The 17,781-nt window shown below is 67.7% G+C and carries 14 protein-coding genes; 13 read left to right on the top strand and 1 reads right to left on the bottom strand.

The features are described 5' to 3' along the window. Positions 1 to 26 precede the first annotated feature (26 nt). The 6 genes from AC5RV2_RS07300 (at position 27) to AC5RV2_RS07275 (ending at position 5,349) form a co-directional block, all read left to right on the top strand. Positions 27 to 329, top strand: a complete 303-nt coding sequence (locus AC5RV2_RS07300) for a hypothetical protein (RefSeq protein ID WP_494091813.1) — start codon at positions 27 to 29, stop codon at positions 327 to 329. Between the two features lie 86 nt (positions 330 to 415). Continuing rightward, positions 416 to 1,117: a hypothetical protein gene (locus tag AC5RV2_RS07295; RefSeq protein WP_494091812.1), complete on the top strand. Its 702-nt coding sequence runs from the start codon at positions 416 to 418 to the stop codon at positions 1,115 to 1,117. A 76-nt stretch (positions 1,118 to 1,193) separates the two neighbouring features. Continuing rightward, on the top strand, positions 1,194 to 3,368 hold the full coding sequence (gene ligA, locus AC5RV2_RS07290) for an NAD-dependent DNA ligase LigA (protein ID WP_494091811.1): 2,175 nt from the start codon (positions 1,194 to 1,196) through the stop codon (positions 3,366 to 3,368). Beyond that, positions 3,365 to 3,874 carry a DUF2087 domain-containing protein gene (locus tag AC5RV2_RS07285; RefSeq protein WP_494091810.1) on the top strand — a complete coding sequence of 170 codons (510 nt, stop codon included), beginning with the start codon at positions 3,365 to 3,367 and terminating at the stop codon, positions 3,872 to 3,874. The genes ligA and AC5RV2_RS07285 overlap by 4 nt, the downstream gene beginning before the upstream one ends. A gap of 125 nt (positions 3,875 to 3,999) precedes the next feature. Next, a complete protein-coding gene (locus AC5RV2_RS07280; RefSeq protein ID WP_494091809.1) occupies positions 4,000 to 4,749 on the top strand; it encodes a hypothetical protein in 750 nt (249 codons plus the stop codon). A gap of 102 nt (positions 4,750 to 4,851) precedes the next feature. Then, complete coding sequence (locus tag AC5RV2_RS07275) at positions 4,852 to 5,349, top strand: GNAT family N-acetyltransferase (RefSeq protein ID WP_494091808.1); 498 nt, start codon at positions 4,852 to 4,854, stop codon at positions 5,347 to 5,349. A gap of 35 nt (positions 5,350 to 5,384) precedes the next feature. On the opposite strand, the gene AC5RV2_RS07270 is transcribed toward AC5RV2_RS07275, so the two are convergent. Beyond that, a complete protein-coding gene (locus AC5RV2_RS07270) occupies positions 5,385 to 6,299 on the bottom strand; it encodes a metallophosphoesterase (RefSeq protein WP_494091807.1) in 915 nt (304 codons plus the stop codon). A gap of 560 nt (positions 6,300 to 6,859) precedes the next feature. Between AC5RV2_RS07270 and AC5RV2_RS07265 the strand changes: the two genes are divergently transcribed. The 7 genes from AC5RV2_RS07265 to AC5RV2_RS07235 form a co-directional block, all read left to right on the top strand. Further along, entirely contained in the window at positions 6,860 to 10,126 is a 3,267-nt protein-coding gene (locus AC5RV2_RS07265; RefSeq protein WP_494091806.1) for an efflux RND transporter permease subunit, read from the top strand. Next, on the top strand, positions 10,123 to 10,572 hold the full coding sequence (locus AC5RV2_RS07260) for a hypothetical protein (RefSeq protein ID WP_494091805.1): 450 nt from the start codon (positions 10,123 to 10,125) through the stop codon (positions 10,570 to 10,572). Before AC5RV2_RS07265 ends, AC5RV2_RS07260 begins: the two co-directional genes overlap by 4 nt. A gap of 1 nt (position 10,573) precedes the next feature. Then, positions 10,574 to 13,702, top strand: a complete 3,129-nt coding sequence (locus AC5RV2_RS07255) for an efflux RND transporter permease subunit (RefSeq protein ID WP_494091804.1) — start codon at positions 10,574 to 10,576, stop codon at positions 13,700 to 13,702. 83 nt (positions 13,703 to 13,785) lie between these two features. After that, the gene (gatC, locus tag AC5RV2_RS07250; protein WP_493977642.1) at positions 13,786 to 14,082 is read left to right on the top strand and encodes an Asp-tRNA(Asn)/Glu-tRNA(Gln) amidotransferase subunit GatC; all 297 of its coding nucleotides are present in this window, start codon (positions 13,786 to 13,788) and stop codon (positions 14,080 to 14,082) included. A 9-nt stretch (positions 14,083 to 14,091) separates the two neighbouring features. Then, positions 14,092 to 15,594: an Asp-tRNA(Asn)/Glu-tRNA(Gln) amidotransferase subunit GatA gene (gene gatA, locus AC5RV2_RS07245; protein ID WP_494091803.1), complete on the top strand. Its 1,503-nt coding sequence runs from the start codon at positions 14,092 to 14,094 to the stop codon at positions 15,592 to 15,594. Continuing rightward, positions 15,595 to 17,106, top strand: coding sequence for an Asp-tRNA(Asn)/Glu-tRNA(Gln) amidotransferase subunit GatB (gene gatB / locus AC5RV2_RS07240; protein ID WP_494068081.1), 1,512 nt, complete (start codon positions 15,595 to 15,597; stop codon positions 17,104 to 17,106). 230 nt (positions 17,107 to 17,336) lie between these two features. Further along, a partial coding sequence (locus tag AC5RV2_RS07235) for a phosphotransferase (protein WP_494091802.1) occupies positions 17,337 to 17,781 on the top strand: 445 nt, incomplete at its 3' end.

The following is a 17,781-nucleotide window of genomic DNA, read 5'->3' as shown; positions in this document are numbered from 1 at the left end:
TAATTAGTTGTTAGTGTTGTTATGAGGTGTGCTTTTCCTATCTGATGGCCGTGGAGGGCCTGTCCGGCAACGTGGTGCCGCCCGAGGACCTGGCAGGCCGGGTCGAGGGCGGCGAGGCGGTCTTCAGCTGGACCAATCCGGACCCGCGGGACGGCGACATGTTCATCTGGACGCCCGTTACCGCGTTGGGCCGGGGCGAGCCCGAGCGCACCGGCGAACCCGAGGCGTCCGTGCCGCTGGCGCAGAACGACCGCACCTGCATCGAAGTGGTGGTGGTGCGGGCCAATGGCCGGGCCTCGGATCCGGTCCGCGGTTGCGCGGATCAGTAGTTGCCCGGACTGGGTGGCTTTTGCGGGTAGGTTTGGAACGATGAATCACGCGCTGACCCTGGTCGGCGCAGACAAGGGGGCTAGCGGTGTCGGATGTGAGCATTGAGTTCTGCGGCGAATGGTATGAAGCCACGAACGACGACGTGTTCACCATTGGGCGCGAAGGCGACCTGGAGATCGACGACAACCCCTACCTGCACCGCAAGTTCCTGCAGATCGCCCACTATGACGGCATCTGGTGGCTGGCCAACGTGGGTTCCCTCATCTCCGCGACCATCGCCGATTCCACCGGGGGCATGCAGGCGTGGCTGGCGCCGGGAGCGCGGATCCCGATGGTCTTCAGCCAGACGAACATCGTTTTCACGGCCGGCCCCACAACCTATGAGCTGTCGGTCCACGTGAAGACGCCGTCGTTCCGCCAGGAACACCGGGACACGGACGCGGTGGGCGAGACCACCATCGGCCCGGTGGTGTTCACCGCGTCGCAGAAGGCCCTGATCCTGGCCCTGGCCGAGCCGATGCTCAAGCGTGACGGGACCGGGCTCAGCTCGATTCCGTCGTCCTCGCAGGCTGCGGCCAGGTTGGGCTGGCCCCTGACCAAGTTCAACCGCAAGCTGGACAATGTCTGCGACAAACTGGACCGGGTGGGCGTCGCCGGGCTGCGCGGCGGCGGCGGAAAGCTTGCCACCAACCGGCGCGCGCGGCTGGTCGAACACGCCGTCACCTCCCACCTGGTCACCGCGGCCGACCTGCCGCTGCTCGACGAACGGCCGGACGCCGAAGACTGAGCGGCCGCCGGGCCACCGGGGGCACGCGGGCTCCGCCGTCGTCGCCTGAACCGCCCTTCTCGGGCAAGATAGTCAGGTGAGCACAGTCGAAACACCTGCCAGCGGCATTCCCAGTGACGAGATCCGCCACGAGTACGAGCAGCTGACCGAGGACGTCCGCAAGTACCGTTACGCGTACTACAACGAGGACGCCCCGCTGGTCTCCGACGCCGAATTCGACGGGCTGTACCGGCGGCTGGAAGAGATCGAGGCGCTGCACCCGGAGTTGGTGGCCAACGACTCGCCCACGCAGGAAGTCGGCGGCGAGGTTTCGGCCGCGTTCGCCCCGGTGGAACACCTGCAGCGGATGTACTCGTTGGAGGACGTCTTTTCACTGGACGAGCTGAAGGCCTGGGTGGACCGCGCCACGGCGTCGGTGGCCAACCTGGGCAACGGCAGGAAACTGCGCTGGCTCAGTGAAGTGAAGATCGACGGCCTGGCCGTCAACCTGCTCTACCGCAATGGTGAACTCATCCGCGCCGCAACCCGCGGGGACGGCACGACCGGCGAGGACATCACGCACAACGCCCTGACCATCGCGGACATTCCGCGCCGGCTCTCCGGCACCAACATCCCGGCCGAGGTGGAGATCCGCGGCGAAATTTTCATTCCCACCAAGGACTTCCTGGCCCTGAACGAGCGGATGGTGGAGGCGGGCAAGGCGCCGTTCGCGAACCCGCGGAACTCGGCGGCCGGCTCGCTGCGGCAGAAGGACCCGAAGGTGACGGCCGAGCGGCCGCTGCATATGTTCGTCCATGGGATCGGCGCCCGCGAAGGGCTCGACGCCGAGAGCCAATCGGAGACCTACGCCCTGCTGCAGGAATGGGGGCTGCCCACCAGCCCCTACTTCAAGGTCGTGGACAGCTACGAAGAGGTCCTGGAGTTCATCGAGCACTACGGCGAGCACCGCCACGACCTGCTGCACGAAATCGACGGCATCGTGGTCAAGGTGGACGACTTCGGCCTGCAGCGCGCGCTGGGCCACACGTCGCGGGTGCCGCGCTGGTCCGTGGCCTATAAGTATCCGCCGGAAGAGGTCCACACCAAGCTGCTGGACATCCGGGTGAACGTGGGCCGCACCGGCCGGGTGACGCCGTACGGGGTGATGGAGCCGGTGAAGGTGGCCGGTTCCACGGTGGAGATGGCCACGCTGCACAACCAGGACGTGGTCAAGGCCAAGGGTGTGAAGATCGGCGACATCGTGGTGCTGCGCAAGGCCGGCGACGTCATCCCGGAGATCGTGGGCCCGGTGCTGGCGCTGCGGGAGGCGCAGGATCCGCCGGTGCGCGAGTTCGTGATGCCCACCGACTGCCCCTCGTGCGGCACCCCGCTGGCTCCCGGCAAGGAGGGCGACGTCGACCTGCGCTGCCCGAATGCCAAGTCCTGCCCGGCGCAGCTGACCGAGCGGGTGGCCCATTTGGCCGGCCGCGGCGCCTTCGACATCGAAGCGCTGGGCTACGAGGCGGCGTTCGCGTTGACCCGGCCGGCCGAACCCGAACAGCCTCCGCTCACCAACGAGGCCGGGATTTTCAACCTCAGGCCCGAGGACCTGGCCGACGTGCGGATCCGGCGCGAGAAGAAGAACAAGGGGGTGCCCACCGGCGAGACCGAGCTGGTGCCCTACTTCTATACCAAGGGCACCGCCAAGAAGCCTTCGGTTCCCACGGCCAACACCAGGAAGCTCTTCGAGGAGTTGGAGAAGGCCAAGACCCAGCCGCTCTGGCGCGTCCTGGTGGCTCTGTCCATCCGGCACGTGGGTCCCACCGCGTCCCGCGCCCTGGCCACGGCCTTCGGGTCGATGGACGCCATCCGGGCCGCCAGCGAGGACCAGTTGGCGCACGTCGACGGCGTCGGTCCCACCATCGCGGCGGCGCTGAAGGAGTGGTTCGCCGAGGACTGGCATGCCGGGATTGTCGATGCCTGGGCGGCCGCCGGCGTGCGGATGGCCGACGAGGTGGACGAGAGCATGCCCCGCACGCTGGAGGGGCTGACCGTGGTGGTGACGGGTACGTTGCCGAACTTCAGCCGTGACGAGGCCAAGGAAGCGATCATCATCCGCGGCGGCAAGGCCTCGGGCTCCGTCTCGAAGAACACCAGCTATGTGGTGGCCGGCGAGAACGCGGGGACCAAATTGGACAAGGCCGAGTCCCTGGGCCTGACCGTGCTGGACGAGGACGGTTTCCGCCGGCTGCTGGAAACCGGCACGGCATGACGGGGGAGCGGCCAGGGCCCGGGCCCAGCTGGCAGCAGCTGCTTTCCGCCTTGGCCAGCCAGCGCCTGCGCGGGCTCTATGCCGCCCTGGTGCTGGGCCAACAGCCGGAGATGACCGCCAAGGAACGGCAGAAGCTGGTTGCCTCCGGCCTGGTGACGGACGACGGCGGTGCCCTCGCCGTCGAGCCGGGCGTCTTCAAGGCCGCGCTGGCCGCGGCACGGAAACCCGGGCCGGCCGGGCCGGAAAGGTTCCTCACCGGCGGGCTGGTGGTGCTGCCGTCCCGCGCCTCGGACCGGCTGGAACTGCTGGGCTACATCCGCGACCGCGTCATCGCCGGAGGCGAGGTCATGACCGAGAAGGACCTGAACGCCCGGTTGGCCGCGTTCACCTCCGATGTGCCGATGCTCCGCCGCGCCCTGGTCGATGACGGCTTCCTGGACCGCGAGCCGGACGGCAGCGACTACCGGGTCGGCCACCGCCGCACCAACGGCCCCGGGCAGCAGTAGCAGCGGGCACGTGCGCCGTTGGCGGCGGCAGGCACGTCGCGCAGCGCGCGGACATCCGGGCGGCCTCGTGAAACCATCGTGACTGGCATCACCCGCCATGGGACGATGGAGGTGCGAGGTGAGCCATGAACGAATTCTTTGCTGATGGTTTCCCCTGGTGGTTCATCTGGGTCGGTTTCGCCGTGGTCTCCGGTATGGGACAGCGTGCCAAGCGCACCCGGCGCGGCCAGGGCTGGAACCGCGGGGGCCGGCGCCACGAAAGCGCACGCTCGGAGGCTGCCCGCCGCGAGGCCGACCGGCTGCGTGCCGCCGCCGCTGCCGAACAGCAGCGGCTCCGCGACACCGCGGCGGTGATGGCCGACCACGATGCGGTCAACGCACGCTGGCTGGACTACGAGCTGGACGTGGCCAAGCTGATCGATTTTCCCATGATGTCCGATGTCCGCGAGCCGCTCACGGTGGCGTTCCTGCGCGCCAAACGGACCGCGGACGGGCTGCGGCCGGTCACCGCTGCGGAAGTTGCCACCGACGAGCGGCTGCGCGAATACCGCGAGGCCGTGCGGGCCTACGAGGTCGCCTTCGACATCGCCGAACGCGAGGCCCGCCGCATTCAGGACCAGCACTTCAGCGGCCCCGAACGGCTGCGGCTGAACACCGCACGCCGGCTGCTGACCATCGCGGTGGACCGGGCGGCAACCCCCGCCGAGCGGCAGTTGGCCTACGCACGGGCCCGCAAGGAGCTCGACGGTCTCTTGGCGCTGCCGGCCGAGGCCGTCGCCGCCCTGCAGCGGCGGGTCCATCCGGAGTTGCTCCCGCCCCTGCCCGGTCCGGCGGCTGGACCGCCGGCGGGACGGCGGTACGGCGGCGAGGCCTGAACCCCGAACCCCCATTGGCGCGCACCGCCCGCGGTGCGGGAAACTGGTCAGGTAAGCCCCGACGTCGTACTTTCCATACCCGCAAGGACACCGCCCAAGCACATGCAGATCACCATCCGCCCTGCCACCGCCACCGATTTCGACGACGTGGAGCGCCTGACGCGCGAGGCGTACCTGGCCGCGGGACACTTCCCGGCAGCCGACCACCCGTATCTGGTGCACGTTTCCGACGTGGCGCACCGGGCACAGCATGCCGAGATCTGGGTGGCCGAGCGGGGCGGAAAGGTGGCCGGGGCGGTCACCCTGGCGCAGGCTGGCGGGGAGTATGCCGACATTGCCCGGGAGGGTGAACTGGAGTTCCGGATGCTGGCCGTGGATCCGGGGCTGCAGCGCTCCGGCGTCGGCCGGGCCCTCGTGGACGCCATCGTGGAGTACGCGCGCACGCTGCAGGGCATCAGCGCCGTGAGCCTGACCACCGGCAGCGACTGGACCGCGGCGCACCGGCTGTATGAATCGCTGGGATTCGACCGGGTGCCGGAGCGCGACTGGCCGGTACCGGGGACCGACATCCGGCTGCTGGTCTTCGTGAAACGCCTCTAGCAGCCGCAGGGACGGACGCTGCAGGCAGCGCATGCTCAGGGTTTGCTGAGGGTAAACGAATCGGTGAAGTTCGCGCCGCCGGCGCCCACAAACGTGGCCTTCAGGGAGTCCTCGGTCACCTCGATCTCCACGAACCCGTGCGTGGGCTCGACGTTTGCGCCGGAGTAGGCGGCGAAGTAGGGTGCCTCGGCGTCGGAGCCGTTGATGTCGCGCAGCGGTTGCCCGCCGGTGCCGACCGTCGCGAAGACCGTGCCGGCACCGGACTCGAAGTCGGCGTCGGTGTCGGAGATGCAGGCATTATTGCTTTGCGCGGGCAGCAGCGACGGACAGTTCGGGCCCAGGGCGAGTTGGTGTGTCCGCTGGTAGAGGTGTTCGTGGCCGTGCAGCACCAGGTCCACCTTTTTGTCCAGCAGCAGATCCGTCACGGCGGGACCGGGATCGCACTCGTAGCGGCCCACCGAGTGGCAGGGCTTGTGGGAGCCAACCCCAACCCACGGAATGTCCGCCGCGCGGGCCGAGTCTATGGCAGCGGCCGTCCACCGGTACTGCTCGGTCCCGGGAAGGTAGTCCCATCGGCCGGATTCGGGAAACTCCAGGCCCGGCGAAATCAGTATCAGCCGCAGCAGGGGATTCCGCTGCGGGATGTCCACGAACCATTGCCGCCCATAGGTGCCTTGGACGCCGGGTAAGCGGGGAGGAAGGCAGCGGGCGAATTCATCGATCGAACCGTTCCGGCCATCGCTTTCGTGGTTTCCGGAAACCAACTGCAGGGGGATATCCGGCCCCAGGTGGTCGGTGACGAAACTGCACCACCCCGATTCTGTGCCGGGAAGCCCGTAGGACAGGTCGCCGAGCGCCAGGCCGAAGCGTGGACCGCTTCCCGCCATCGCTTCCAGCACCATCGCGGCACCTTCGTCGAAGCCGAAGTCCCCGGCCGCCGCGAATCTCACGCTTTCCGCGGAGTTGCCGCCTGTCCGGGGCGCGGGGGCCGCCGTGCCGGCCGGGTCTGAGGCAGGTGGTGACGTAACCGGCGGGGCGGCGGGCGCGTGGGAGGTCAAGGAAGTGGGTCCCGTCGAGGCTTGCGGCGCCGGGTCGGGAGAGCCTTGCCCTGGGCTGCTGCAGCACGGCAGCATGAGGGCGGCCAGGGCTATGGCAGCCAGTCGAGCCGGACGCATGGGGCCTCCTCGCCGCGACGGACTCCGGTGTCCGGTCGGAAGCCCGACACCCCTACCGGCCGTTCGCGGGGGCCACATTCTAGGTGCCCGGCCTAAGGCGGTCAAACTGCTTCGCTATTTTCCTTGTCGCCCGCTGGCCGTTTGTGCCACACTGGGGACAGCATTTTGAGTGATCCGTTGGGGAACACGCCGGTCGGCCAACGCCTCGATGGGGACCGGAGCTACGCCAAGGCAGGCCGAACTCCTACCGTGCGGACCGGGCGTCCGCACAAGCTTCATGGGTGAGCGGGGACGGGTAGTGACCCGAATCGCTCTGCGCCGTTGGGGGCGTTTTTATGTCTGGCTTGTTGGTTCGCTGGACCCTCAAATTCCGGTTGCTGGTCTTGGCTGCCGCGGCGGGCATTCTCGGGTTGGGACTGGTGACCCTGCCGTCGATGCCGGTGGACAACCTCCCCGAATTCGCCCCGCCCCATGTCGAAATCCAGACCGAGGCGCTGGGTCTGTCGGCCGTAGAGGTCGAGCAGCTGATCACGTCTCCGATGGAGGCCGACCTGCTCAACGGCGTGGCATGGCTGGATGAAATCCGTTCGGTCTCCGTCCCGGGTTTATCCTCCATCGAGATGGTCTTCGAACCCGGCACCGATATCCTGCGGGCCAGGCAGCTGGTGGCAGAGCGGTTGACGCAGGCCTTCGCGCTGCCGAACGTCTCTACGGCCCCGGTGCTGATGCAGCCGCTGTCGTCGAACAGCCGGGTCATGATGGTCCAGCTGAGCTCCGCCGAGCAGTCGGTGATCGACATGTCGGTGCTGGCGCGCTGGAACATCAAGCCCGTGCTGATGGGCGTCCCCGGGGTGGCCAACGTGTCGATCTGGGGCCAGCGTGAACAACAGCTCCAGGTCCATGTGGACCCCGAGCGCCTCCGCGCACAGGACGTGACGCTGAACCAAGTGATTGAGACCACGGGTAATGCCGTCTGGGTGTCCCCGCTGAGCTTCCTGGAAGCCTCGACCCCGGGCACCGGCGGATTCCTGGAGTCGGCCAACCAACGCATCGGCATCCAGCACGTGCTGCCGATCCAGAACGCCGAGGACCTGGGCAAGGTCAGCGTCGAGGGGACCGGCGACAAGCCGCTCCAGCTCGCCGATGTGGCGGAGTTGAGAGAGGACCACCAGCCGTTGATCGGCGACGCCGTAACCGGAGACGCCCCGGGGCTCATCCTGGTCATCGAAAAATTCCCCGATGCCAACGTCGTCGAGGTCACCAAACACCTCGAGGAGGCACTGGACGAGCTTCGCCCCGGATTGCCCGGCATCGAGGTGGATTCCACGATCTTCCGCCCGGCAAGCTTTTTGGAGTCCGCCGCGAACCAGTTGGGGCTGGCGCTGCTCATCGGCCTGCTCGTGGTGACCGTTGGCATCGGCCTTGCCTTCCGATCCTGGCGGTATGCCCTCATCGGGCTTGCAGCCATCGTCCTGTCGGCCGTGGCTGCGGCGCTGATACTGCAGTGGCAGGGAGCCGTGCTGAACACCATGGCTTTCGCCGGCATCGTGCTGGCGCTGATCGTCGGCGTGGGCGACGTCATCGCCGACCTGCACAGCGTCCGGCACAAGGACACCGGCCAGCCTGCACGAACCTTCGCGCCGGCCCCCGCGCACCATGCCGGGCAGGAAACGGCGGCAGGCACCCCGGCCGGCTTCGGCGGGAATCAGCAACCGGCGGAGGCGACGGCGACCGACGGCCGGGAAAGCCTGCTGGCCCGGGCCCTGCGGCGGTCGAGAATGCCCATGATATTCGCGGCCCTGGCAACATTGCTCGCGCTGGCCCCGGCCTTGTTCATCCGGGGCGTCGACGGCGCCTTGCTGAGGCCCCTGATACTCTCCTACCTGCTGGCCGTCGCCGTGGGGTTCATCGTGGCCCACACCGTCACGCCCGCCCTTGCCAGCATTCTGGTGCCCGCCCGGGAGAAAAAGAGGCCGGCCCCCGCCGCCGTGCAGAAGGTCCGGCGCAGGCTGGACCACCTGCTCGCCTCCACCGCCGAGGGGCGGCGCTGGCTGGCAGCCGGCGTAGTCGCCGTACTCGGGATCGCCGCCCTGGCTGCGATCCCGCTCGTCGCTGCCGGAAACCCCGTGGTGGCTTCCGTGCCGGACCGCACCCTGCTGATTCAGTGGGACGCCGCTCCCGGCACCGCCAATACCGAGATGAACCGCATCACTGCCAGGGCCAGCGATGAACTACGGACGGTCGACGGCGTCGCGGCCGTCGGCGGCCACGTCGGGAGGGCCATCACATCGGATACCGAGGCGAACGTCAGTTCCAGCGAGATCTGGGTGACGCTCGAGGACGGCGCGAGCTTCGACCGGGTCAAAGCCGACGTGCAGGGAATCGTCGACGGCTACCCCGGCCTGGCGAACCGGGTGCTGACCTATCCGGAAGGCCAGGTCGACCGGGTTCGCCAGGCCAACGAGCAGGGCTTCCAAGTACGCGTCTACGGAATCGAGCTGCCCATCCTGCGGGAGAAGGCCGAAGAGCTCCAACAGGTCATGGCCGGGATCGACGGTGTAGCCAACCCGCGGCTGGACATTGCGGTGGACCAGCCGATCGCGGAGATCGAGGTCGACTTGGACGCCGCCGAACGGGTGGGCATCAAACCGGGTGACGTGCGCCGCGCCGCGGCCGCCATCCTGCAGGGCATCGAAGTCGGGTTCATCTTTGAGCAGCAAAAGGTTTTCCAGGTGATCGTCAAGGGCGACGAAGCTACCCGGGGCAGCCTCACCAGTGTCCGCGAGCTGTCCATCGATACTCCTGAGGGCGGCAGCGTGCGGCTCGGCGACGTAGCCGACGTGCGCATTAGTCCAAACCAGACGGTCATTCATCATGACAACACCTCGCGCCGCATCGACGTGCTCGCCGATATCGAGGGGCGCAGCCTGGGCGAGGTTCAGTCGGAAATCCGCGCAGCGATCGCCGAGATGGAATTTCCGGTCGAGTACCACGCGGAAATCCCGCCCCAGTACGAAGAACAGCAGGTTTCAGCCCAGCTGATTTGGTGGCTCGCGGCCGCGGCTGCCGTCGGCATCCTGATCCTGCTGCAAACCGTGCTCGGTAGTTGGCGGCTCGCCGCCCTGGTGCTGCTGGCACTGCCGGTCGCGCTGTCCGGAGGAGTGCTCGCGATCCTGCTCACCGGTGGGGATGGATCGCTGTATGCGTTGGTGGGGCTCGCGGCGGTGCTCGGCTTCGCCATCCGGGAAGCGTTGCAGCTGGTGGGGCATTTCCAGACGTTGCAGAGCGACGACCCGTCCCGTCGTCCGGTCGAACTGATGCGCAGGGCCGTCGGCGACCGGTTGCCGCCGATGCTCCTGGCGGCTGCGGTCGCTGCCCTGGCACTGGTGCCCTTGGTCGCCTTGGGCGGAACCGTCGGAGCCGTCACCATCCTGCCCCTGGCCGTGGTGCTTTGGGGCGGCCTGATCACCACCGCACTGCTGGTGCTGTGGGTCCTGCCGGTCTTGGTCCTCACGCTCGGCCCTTCCGGCCAACCCGACTGGTCGAACTCACTGGTCAATATGCACGAGTCTGTACTGCAACGGAGGCAGGAAATGTCATGACTGGCCAACGTCATGGACGCCACAGTGCGCTGGTCGCAGCGACGGCCGCGGCAACCATTGTGTTGTCCGGCTGCGCGGCAGCCGGCCCGGAAATGGAACCCCAGGGCATCGAGGCCGCCGTCAAGGAGACGATTCCCGGCTCCGAGCTGAACCGGCTCACCCTCACCGAGCAAGCGGCCGAACGGCTGGACCTGACCACGGAGCCGGTGGCCGCCGGAACCGGGAGTGGGCTGGAGATTCCCTACAGCTCGCTGATCTACGATGCTGCCGGCGACACCTGGGTCTACACCAACCCCGAACCCCTGGTCTTCGTCCGGGCTCCCGTCGAGGTGGACCGGATCGAGGGCGACGTCGTGCACCTCAGCGACGGCCCGGAGCCCGGCACCGACATCGTCACCCTCGGTGCCGCCGAACTCTTCGGCGCCGAGTTCGATACGGCCCACTGACATGCGCCGGATCGTCGCTTTCAGCCTCAAATTCCGGTCCGTGGTGGTGGCCATCGCCGTCGGAATCATGCTGTTCGGCGGCGTCAGCCTGAGTACCGCATCGGTGGACGTTTTCCCTGAGTTCGCACCGCCGAAAGTCGAAATCCAGACCATCTGCATCGGCCTGACCGCCTCCGAGGTGGAAGAGCTGGTCACCGTCCCGCTGGAAGAGGCCCTGAACGGCGTCGAGGGCCTGGACGACCTGCGCTCGAAATCCGTCTCCCAACTGTCCTCCATCGTGCTGATCTTCGAACCGGACACAGACCTGTTGACCGCCCGGCAACTCGTCTCGGAGCGGATCGCCAACACCACTCCGACCCTGCCCACCTGGGCATCGCCGCCGGTCATGCTGCAGCCGTTGTCGTCGACCAGCCGCGTCATGAAGATTGGCCTGACCTCCGACGAGCGCTCGCTGATCGAGATGTCGATGATCAGCTACTGGAAGATCCGCGCCCACCTGCTCCGCGTGCCCGGCGTCGCGAACGTGGCCATCTGGGGCGAGCGACTGCAGATGCTGCAGGTGCAGGCCGAACCCGAGAAGATGCGCGCCGAGGGCGTGTCGCTGAATCAGGTGATGACGGTCACCGCCGACGCCCTGGATGCAGGGCTGCTGCAATATTCCCCCGGCGCGGTGATCGGCACCGGCGGATACATCGGGACACCCAACCAGCGGCTGGGCATCCAACACGTGCTGCCCATTACGACGCCGGAGGCTCTGGCCAAGGTGACCATCGACGAGCGCGACGGCGATCCGCTGCGCCTGGGCGATGTTGCGCGCGTGGTTGAGGACCACCAGCCACTCATCGGGGACGCCGTGATCAACCAGGGCGAGGGGCTCATGCTCATCGTGGAGAAACTGCCCTGGGGCAACACCCTGGAAGTCACCAAAGGGGTGGAAGCGGCGCTGAAGACGATGGAGCCGGGCCTGAGCGGCATCGAGATCGACACTGAAATCTTTCGGCCCGCCAGCTTCATCGAAGAATCGCTGAACAACCTGACCGTGGCGCTGCTGCTCGGAACCGTCCTGGTGATGATGGTCCTCGGCGCGTTCCTGTTCCAATGGCGCACCGCGCTGATCAGCATCATCGCGATTCCGCTCTCGCTCGTGACCGCCGCGCTGGTGCTCTACCTCAGCGGCAGTTCGGTCAACACGATGGTCCTGGCGGGGCTGGTCATTGCCGTGGGCGTGGTCGTAGACGATGCCATCATCGACATCGAGAACATCATCCGGCGGCTGCGCCAGCACCGCGCCGATGGCGGCAGCAGGTCCACCATGCGGGTGGTGCTGGACGCTTCCCTTGAGGTCCGCGGGCCGATCGTTTATGCCACGTTGATCATCATCGTGGCGGCCATCCCCATCTTCTTCCTCGAAGGACTCACCGGGGCGTTCTTCCGGCCGCTGGCCATCTCCTACACCCTGGCGGTGCTCGCCTCGATGCTGGTCGCCCTGACGGTCACCCCGGCGCTGGCCCTGATCCTCATGCGCAACGTGCCGTTGGAGTCGCGCGAGCCTCCGCTGGTACGGGTCCTCAAACGCGGCTACCACGCCATCCTCAAGCGCTTCGTGCGGCGCCCGCGTCCGAGTTACGTGGTCTTCGGCGCCATCGCGGCAGCCGGGGCCGTGATGGCGCCATTCCTCGGGCAGTCGCTGCTGCCGGACTTCAAGGAGCGGGACTTCCTGATGCACTGGGTTACGCAGCCCGGCACCTCGGTGGGGGAGGAGTACCGCATCAGCCAGCGAGCTTGCGCGGAACTGCTGCAAATCGAGGGCGTGCGCAACTGCGGCGCCCACATCGGACAGGCGTTTGCCGCCGACGAGGTGGTCGGGGTCAACTTCGGCGAGAACTGGATCAGCATCGATCCGGCGGTGGACTACGACAAGACCCTGGCCGCGGTCCAGGAGGTCGTGGAAGGCTACCCCGGTATATACCGCGACGTGCAGACCTATCTGAAGGAACGGATCCGCGAGGTGCTGACCGGATCGAGCAACGCGGTGGTGGTGCGGCTCTACGGCGATGACCTGGACATGCTGCGGGAGAAAGCCGAGGAAATCAACGAGATATTCCAGGCAACCGACGGCGCCATCGACGAGCACGTGTCATTGCAGGTGGACGTGCCGCAACTTGAAGTGACCGTCGACCTGGAGACGGCACAGCGGTACGGGCTGAAACCCGGCGACGTCCGGCGCGCCGCGGCGACGCTGGTGGCCGGAGAAGAAGTGGGCGACGTCTACCGGGGCGGGAAGGCCTACGACGTCCAGGTCTGGAGTCCGGAGGAAATTCGTTCCGACGTGACCAGCATCAGAAACCTGCCCATCGACACCCCGAGCGGAGAACGCATCCGGCTGGCGGACGTCGCCGACGTCAGTCTGCGGCCCACGCCGAACGTCATTGAACGTGACGACAACTCCCGGCGCATCGACATCGAGGCCAACGTCGAAGACGGGGCGCTGGCCTCAGTGGTCGAGGCGATGGAGGCAGGGCTGGCAGAGATCGAGCTGCCGCCCGGGTTCCATGCCGAAATCCTCGGCGAGTACGAAGAACGGCAGGAGGCCACGCAGCTGCTGCTGACCCTCGCCGTTGTGGCGCTCGCCGTCATCTATTTGCTGCTGCAGGTGTCCTTCGGCAGCTGGCGCCTGGCGACGATGATCATGCTGACCCTGCCGATCGCGCTGGTGGGCGGCGTGTTTGCGGCTTTCCTGGGCGGCGGCGTGCTCTCCCTCGGGTCCATCGTCGGGTTCCTGACCGTGATGGGCATAGCCGCGCGCAACAGCATCCTGCTGATCAACCATTGCCAGCACCTGGAGAAGTTCGAGGGCGAAACCTTTGGTCCGGCGCTGGTGCTGCGCGGGGCGGGGGAACGGCTCTCGCCGATTTTGATGACCACGCTCGCTACCGGATTGGCGCTCGTGCCCCTGGTGGTGATGGGCAGCATCCCGGGGCACGAGATCGAGCACCCGATGGCGTTGGTTATCCTTGGCGGGCTGGTCACTTCCACGCTGTTGAACCTCTTCGTGGTCCCTTCGCTGTACCTGCGGTTCGCCAAGCCCAAGGCCGAACGCAGGGAAGCCGAGGCTGTCGCCGCGGGATAGTCCCTCGGCGTTCCCTGGCGAATCCCGACCCTTCTGCGCCGGTAGACTGAGAAGGAAAAGCATTCCATCCGCGTAGGAGACTCATGTCTGAGATCAATCGTGCGGCGGTGGCGCATTTGGCGCGGCTGGCCCACATTGAGATGACCGCCGAAGAACTGGACAAGATGGCCGGCGAACTCGACGTCATTGTCGATTCGATCAAGTCCGTCCAGGAAGTTGCCAGCCCCGACGTTCCGGCGACCTCGCACCCCATCCCGCTGAACAACGTGTTCCGCGAGGACGTGGTGGGGGAGACGCTGAGCCAGGAACTTGCCCTGGCGAACGCACCGGACCAGGCCGACGGCCGGTTCAAAGTTCCGGCGATCCTGGACGAGGAGTAGGGCGCAGCCATGAGCGAACTGATTACCAACAGCGCGGCCAAACTGGCCGAGATGCTGACCGCCTCGGAGGTGTCCTCGGTGGAGGTCACCCAGGCGCATCTGGACCGCATCGCCGAGGTCGACGGCGACATTAACGCGTTCCTGCACGTGAACACCGACGAGGCGCTCGCGGTGGCGGCGGACGTGGACAAAGCCCGCGCCGCCGGCGAAGAGCTGCATGCCCTGGCGGGCGTCCCGATAGCGATCAAGGACCTGATCGTCACCGTGGGCCAGCCCACCACCGCCGGCTCGAAGATCCTCGAAGGCTGGATGAGCCCCTACGACGCCACCGTGGTCAAGAAGATCCGGGCGGCACGCATGCCGATGCTGGGCAAGACCAACCTGGACGAATTCGCCATGGGTTCCTCCAGCGAGCACTCCGCTTACGGCCCCACCCGCAACCCGTGGGACCTGGACCGGATCCCCGGCGGCTCGGGCGGCGGCTCCGCCGCTGCCGTGTCGGCTTTCGAGGCACCGCTGGCGCTGGGCACCGACACCGGCGGGTCCATCCGGCAGCCGGCCGCGGTGACCGGTTCGGTGGGCGTCAAGCCGACCTATGGCGGAGTGTCCCGCTACGGCGCGATCGCGATGGCGTCTTCGCTGGACCAGATCGGGCCGGTAACGCGCACGGTCCTGGACGCCGCCCTGCTGCATGAGGTCATCGGCGGACACGACCCGGCCGACTCCACCTCGCTCACCGACCCGGTGGGGGCGCTGGTCGAGGCCGCCCGGAACGGCGACGTGCGGGGCATGCGCATCGGCGTGATCAAGGAACTGCAGGGCGAAGGCTATGCCGCCGGCGTCCAGGCCCGCTTCGACGAGGCCCTGGAACTGCTGCGCGGGGCCGGCGCCGAGGTGGTGGAAGTCTCCTGCCCGAACTTCAAGTACGCGCTGGGCGCCTACTACCTGATCATGCCCTCCGAGGTCTCCTCCAACCTGGCCAAGTTCGACGGCGTCCGCTACGGGCATCGCGTGCTGCCGGCCGAGGGCCCAATGACGATCGAGCGCGTGATGGGTGCGACGCGTGCCGCCGGCTTTGGCGACGAGGTCAAGCGCCGCATCATCCTGGGCACCTACGCCCTGTCCGCAGGCTACTACGACGCCTACTACGGTTCGGCGCAGAAGGTCCGCACGTTGGTTCAGCGCGACTTTGACGCGGCGTTCGAAACGGTCGACGTGCTGGTCTCTCCCACTGCGCCGACGGCCGCGTTCAAGCTGGGCGAGAAGCTGGACGATCCGATGGCGATGTACCTGAACGACGTGGCCACCATTCCGGCGAACCTCGCCGGGGTGCCTGGCATATCCGTGCCGGGCGGCCTGGCCGACGGACTGCCGGTGGGCATCCAGTTCCTGGCCCCCGCCCGCGAAGATGCCCGGCTGTACCGCGCCGGCGCCGGTCTTGAAAACCTGCTGGAAGCCCAGTGGAGCGGCCCCCTGCTGGCCCAGGCTCCTGTCCTCGGAGGTATGAAGTAAATGGCTGCAACACAAGAGCTGGTCTCCTTCGAAGAGGCGATGGCGAAGTACGACCCGGTCCTCGGTTTTGAGGTCCACGTTGAGCTGAACACGAAGACCAAGATGTTTTCCGCCGCTCCGAACGCGTTCGGCGATGTGCCGAATACGAACGTGTCTCCGGTGGACCTGGGCCTGCCCGGCGTCCTGCCGGTGGTGAACAAGGCGGCGGTGGAGTACTCGATCCTGATTGGGCTCGCGCTCAACTGCAAGATCGCCGAGTCCTGCTTCTTCGCCCGGAAGAATTACTTCTACCCGGACACCCCGAAGAATTTTCAGACCTCCCAGTACGAAGACCCGATCTGCTACGACGGCTACCTGGACATCGAACTGGAAGACGGCGAAGTGTTCCGGGTGGAGATCGAACGCGCGCACATGGAGGAGGACGCGGGCAAGCTCACCCACATGGGCGGCGCCACCGGCCGGATCCAGGGCGCCGAGTACTCGCTGGTGGACTACAACCGCGCGGGCGTTCCGCTCGTGGAGATCGTCACCAAGCCGATCGTCGGAGCCGGCTCCCGCGCTCCGGAACTGGCCCGCGCCTACGTGGCGGCCGTCCGCGAGATCGTCAAGAACCTGGGCGTCTCCGACGCAAAGATGGAACGCGGCAACGTCCGCTGCGACGCGAACGTGTCTTTGATGCCCAAGGGCGCGGAGCAGTTCGGCACCCGCTCCGAGACCAAGAACGTGAACTCGCTGCGTGCGGTCGAACGTGCCGTCCGCTTCGAGATCCAGCGCCACGCGGCGGTCCTGGACGCCGGCCAGAAAGTGGTCCAGGAGACCCGCCACTGGCACGAGGACACCCGCTCCACGACCGCGGGCCGGCCTAAGTCCGACGCCGATGACTACCGCTACTTCCCGGAACCGGACCTGGTCCCCGTGGTCACCACCGAAGAGTGGATCGAAGAACTGCGTTCCCGGCTGCCCGAACCGCCGGCCGAACGGCACAAGCGGCTGAAGGCCGAATGGGGCTACTCCGACGCCGAATTCCGCGACGTGGTCAACGCCGGCGTGATGGAATCGATCGAGGAAACCATTGCCGCCGGAGCCTCCGCCGCCGTGGCCCGCAAGTGGTGGATGGGTGAAATCTCCCGCCGCGCCAAGGAAGCCGAACTCGAACCCTCGGAACTGGGCGTGAGCCCGCTGACCGTGGTCGAACTGGACCGCCTGGTCCAGGCCGGCAAGATCAACGACAAGCTGGCCCGCCAGGTGCTCGACGGCGTGCTCGCCGGGGAGGGCACGCCCGAGGAGGTCGTGGAGAAGCGCGGCCTGGCCGTGGTGTCGGACGATTCTGCCCTGCTGGAAGCCATCGATGCTGCGCTGGCCGCCCAGCCCGAGGTGGCCGAGAAGATCCGCGGCGGCAAGGTCCAGGCCGCCGGCGCCATCGTGGGCGGGGTCATGAAGGCCACCCGCGGGCAGGCCGACGCCGGTCGGGTGCGCGAGCTGATCTTTGAACGTCTCGGCGTTCAGGGTTAGCCGGTGGAGCGCATGATGAGCGGTAATGCGTCGCGGCTTGCCGGGGCCGATATCGGCCCGGTTCCGCGGCGCCCGGCCCCACCGAGGGCGCACGCGGCCGCCGGCACCGATATCGGCCCGGTTCCGCTGGCCTAGCGGCCGCGGGTTCGACGGGACCTCCTGCAGACGACGCCCCTGCCGTTACCGGCGGGGGCGTTGTCTGCTCCGGAGCCGCATGGCAGGATAGCGGGATGCCCGCCGAGGTCCCGATCACCGATGGACTGGTGCGCCGCCTGCTGGCCGAACAGTTCCCGGCCCTGGCCCGGCTTCCGTTGCGGCGGGCCGCGAGCGGCTGGGACAACGTCATCTTCCGCCTCGGCAGCCGGCTGGCGGTCCGGCTTCCCCGGCACGCGACGGGGGACCGGCTCTTGCTCAACGAAAACCGCTGGCTGCCGCTCCTCGCGCCAAGCCTGCCCCTGCCGGTCCCCGCCGTGGTCCACCGGGGCCGGCCCACGGACCACTTCCCGTTCCACTGGTCGATCGTTCCGTGGTTTGACGGCCGGAGCGCCGCCGTCCTGCCGCCCGCGGCGCGGGACCGCTACGCGCCCGCGCTGGCCGGCTTCCTGCGGGCGCTGCAGGTTCCGGCACCCGCCGAGGCCCCGCGCAACCCGATCCGCGGAGTGCCGCTGGCGGCCT

It is taken from the genome of Arthrobacter sp. Y3225116 (genome assembly GCF_059091245.1).
The sequence above is the reverse complement of the archived record's forward strand: the minus strand, read 5'-3'. Positions and strand labels throughout refer to the sequence as shown.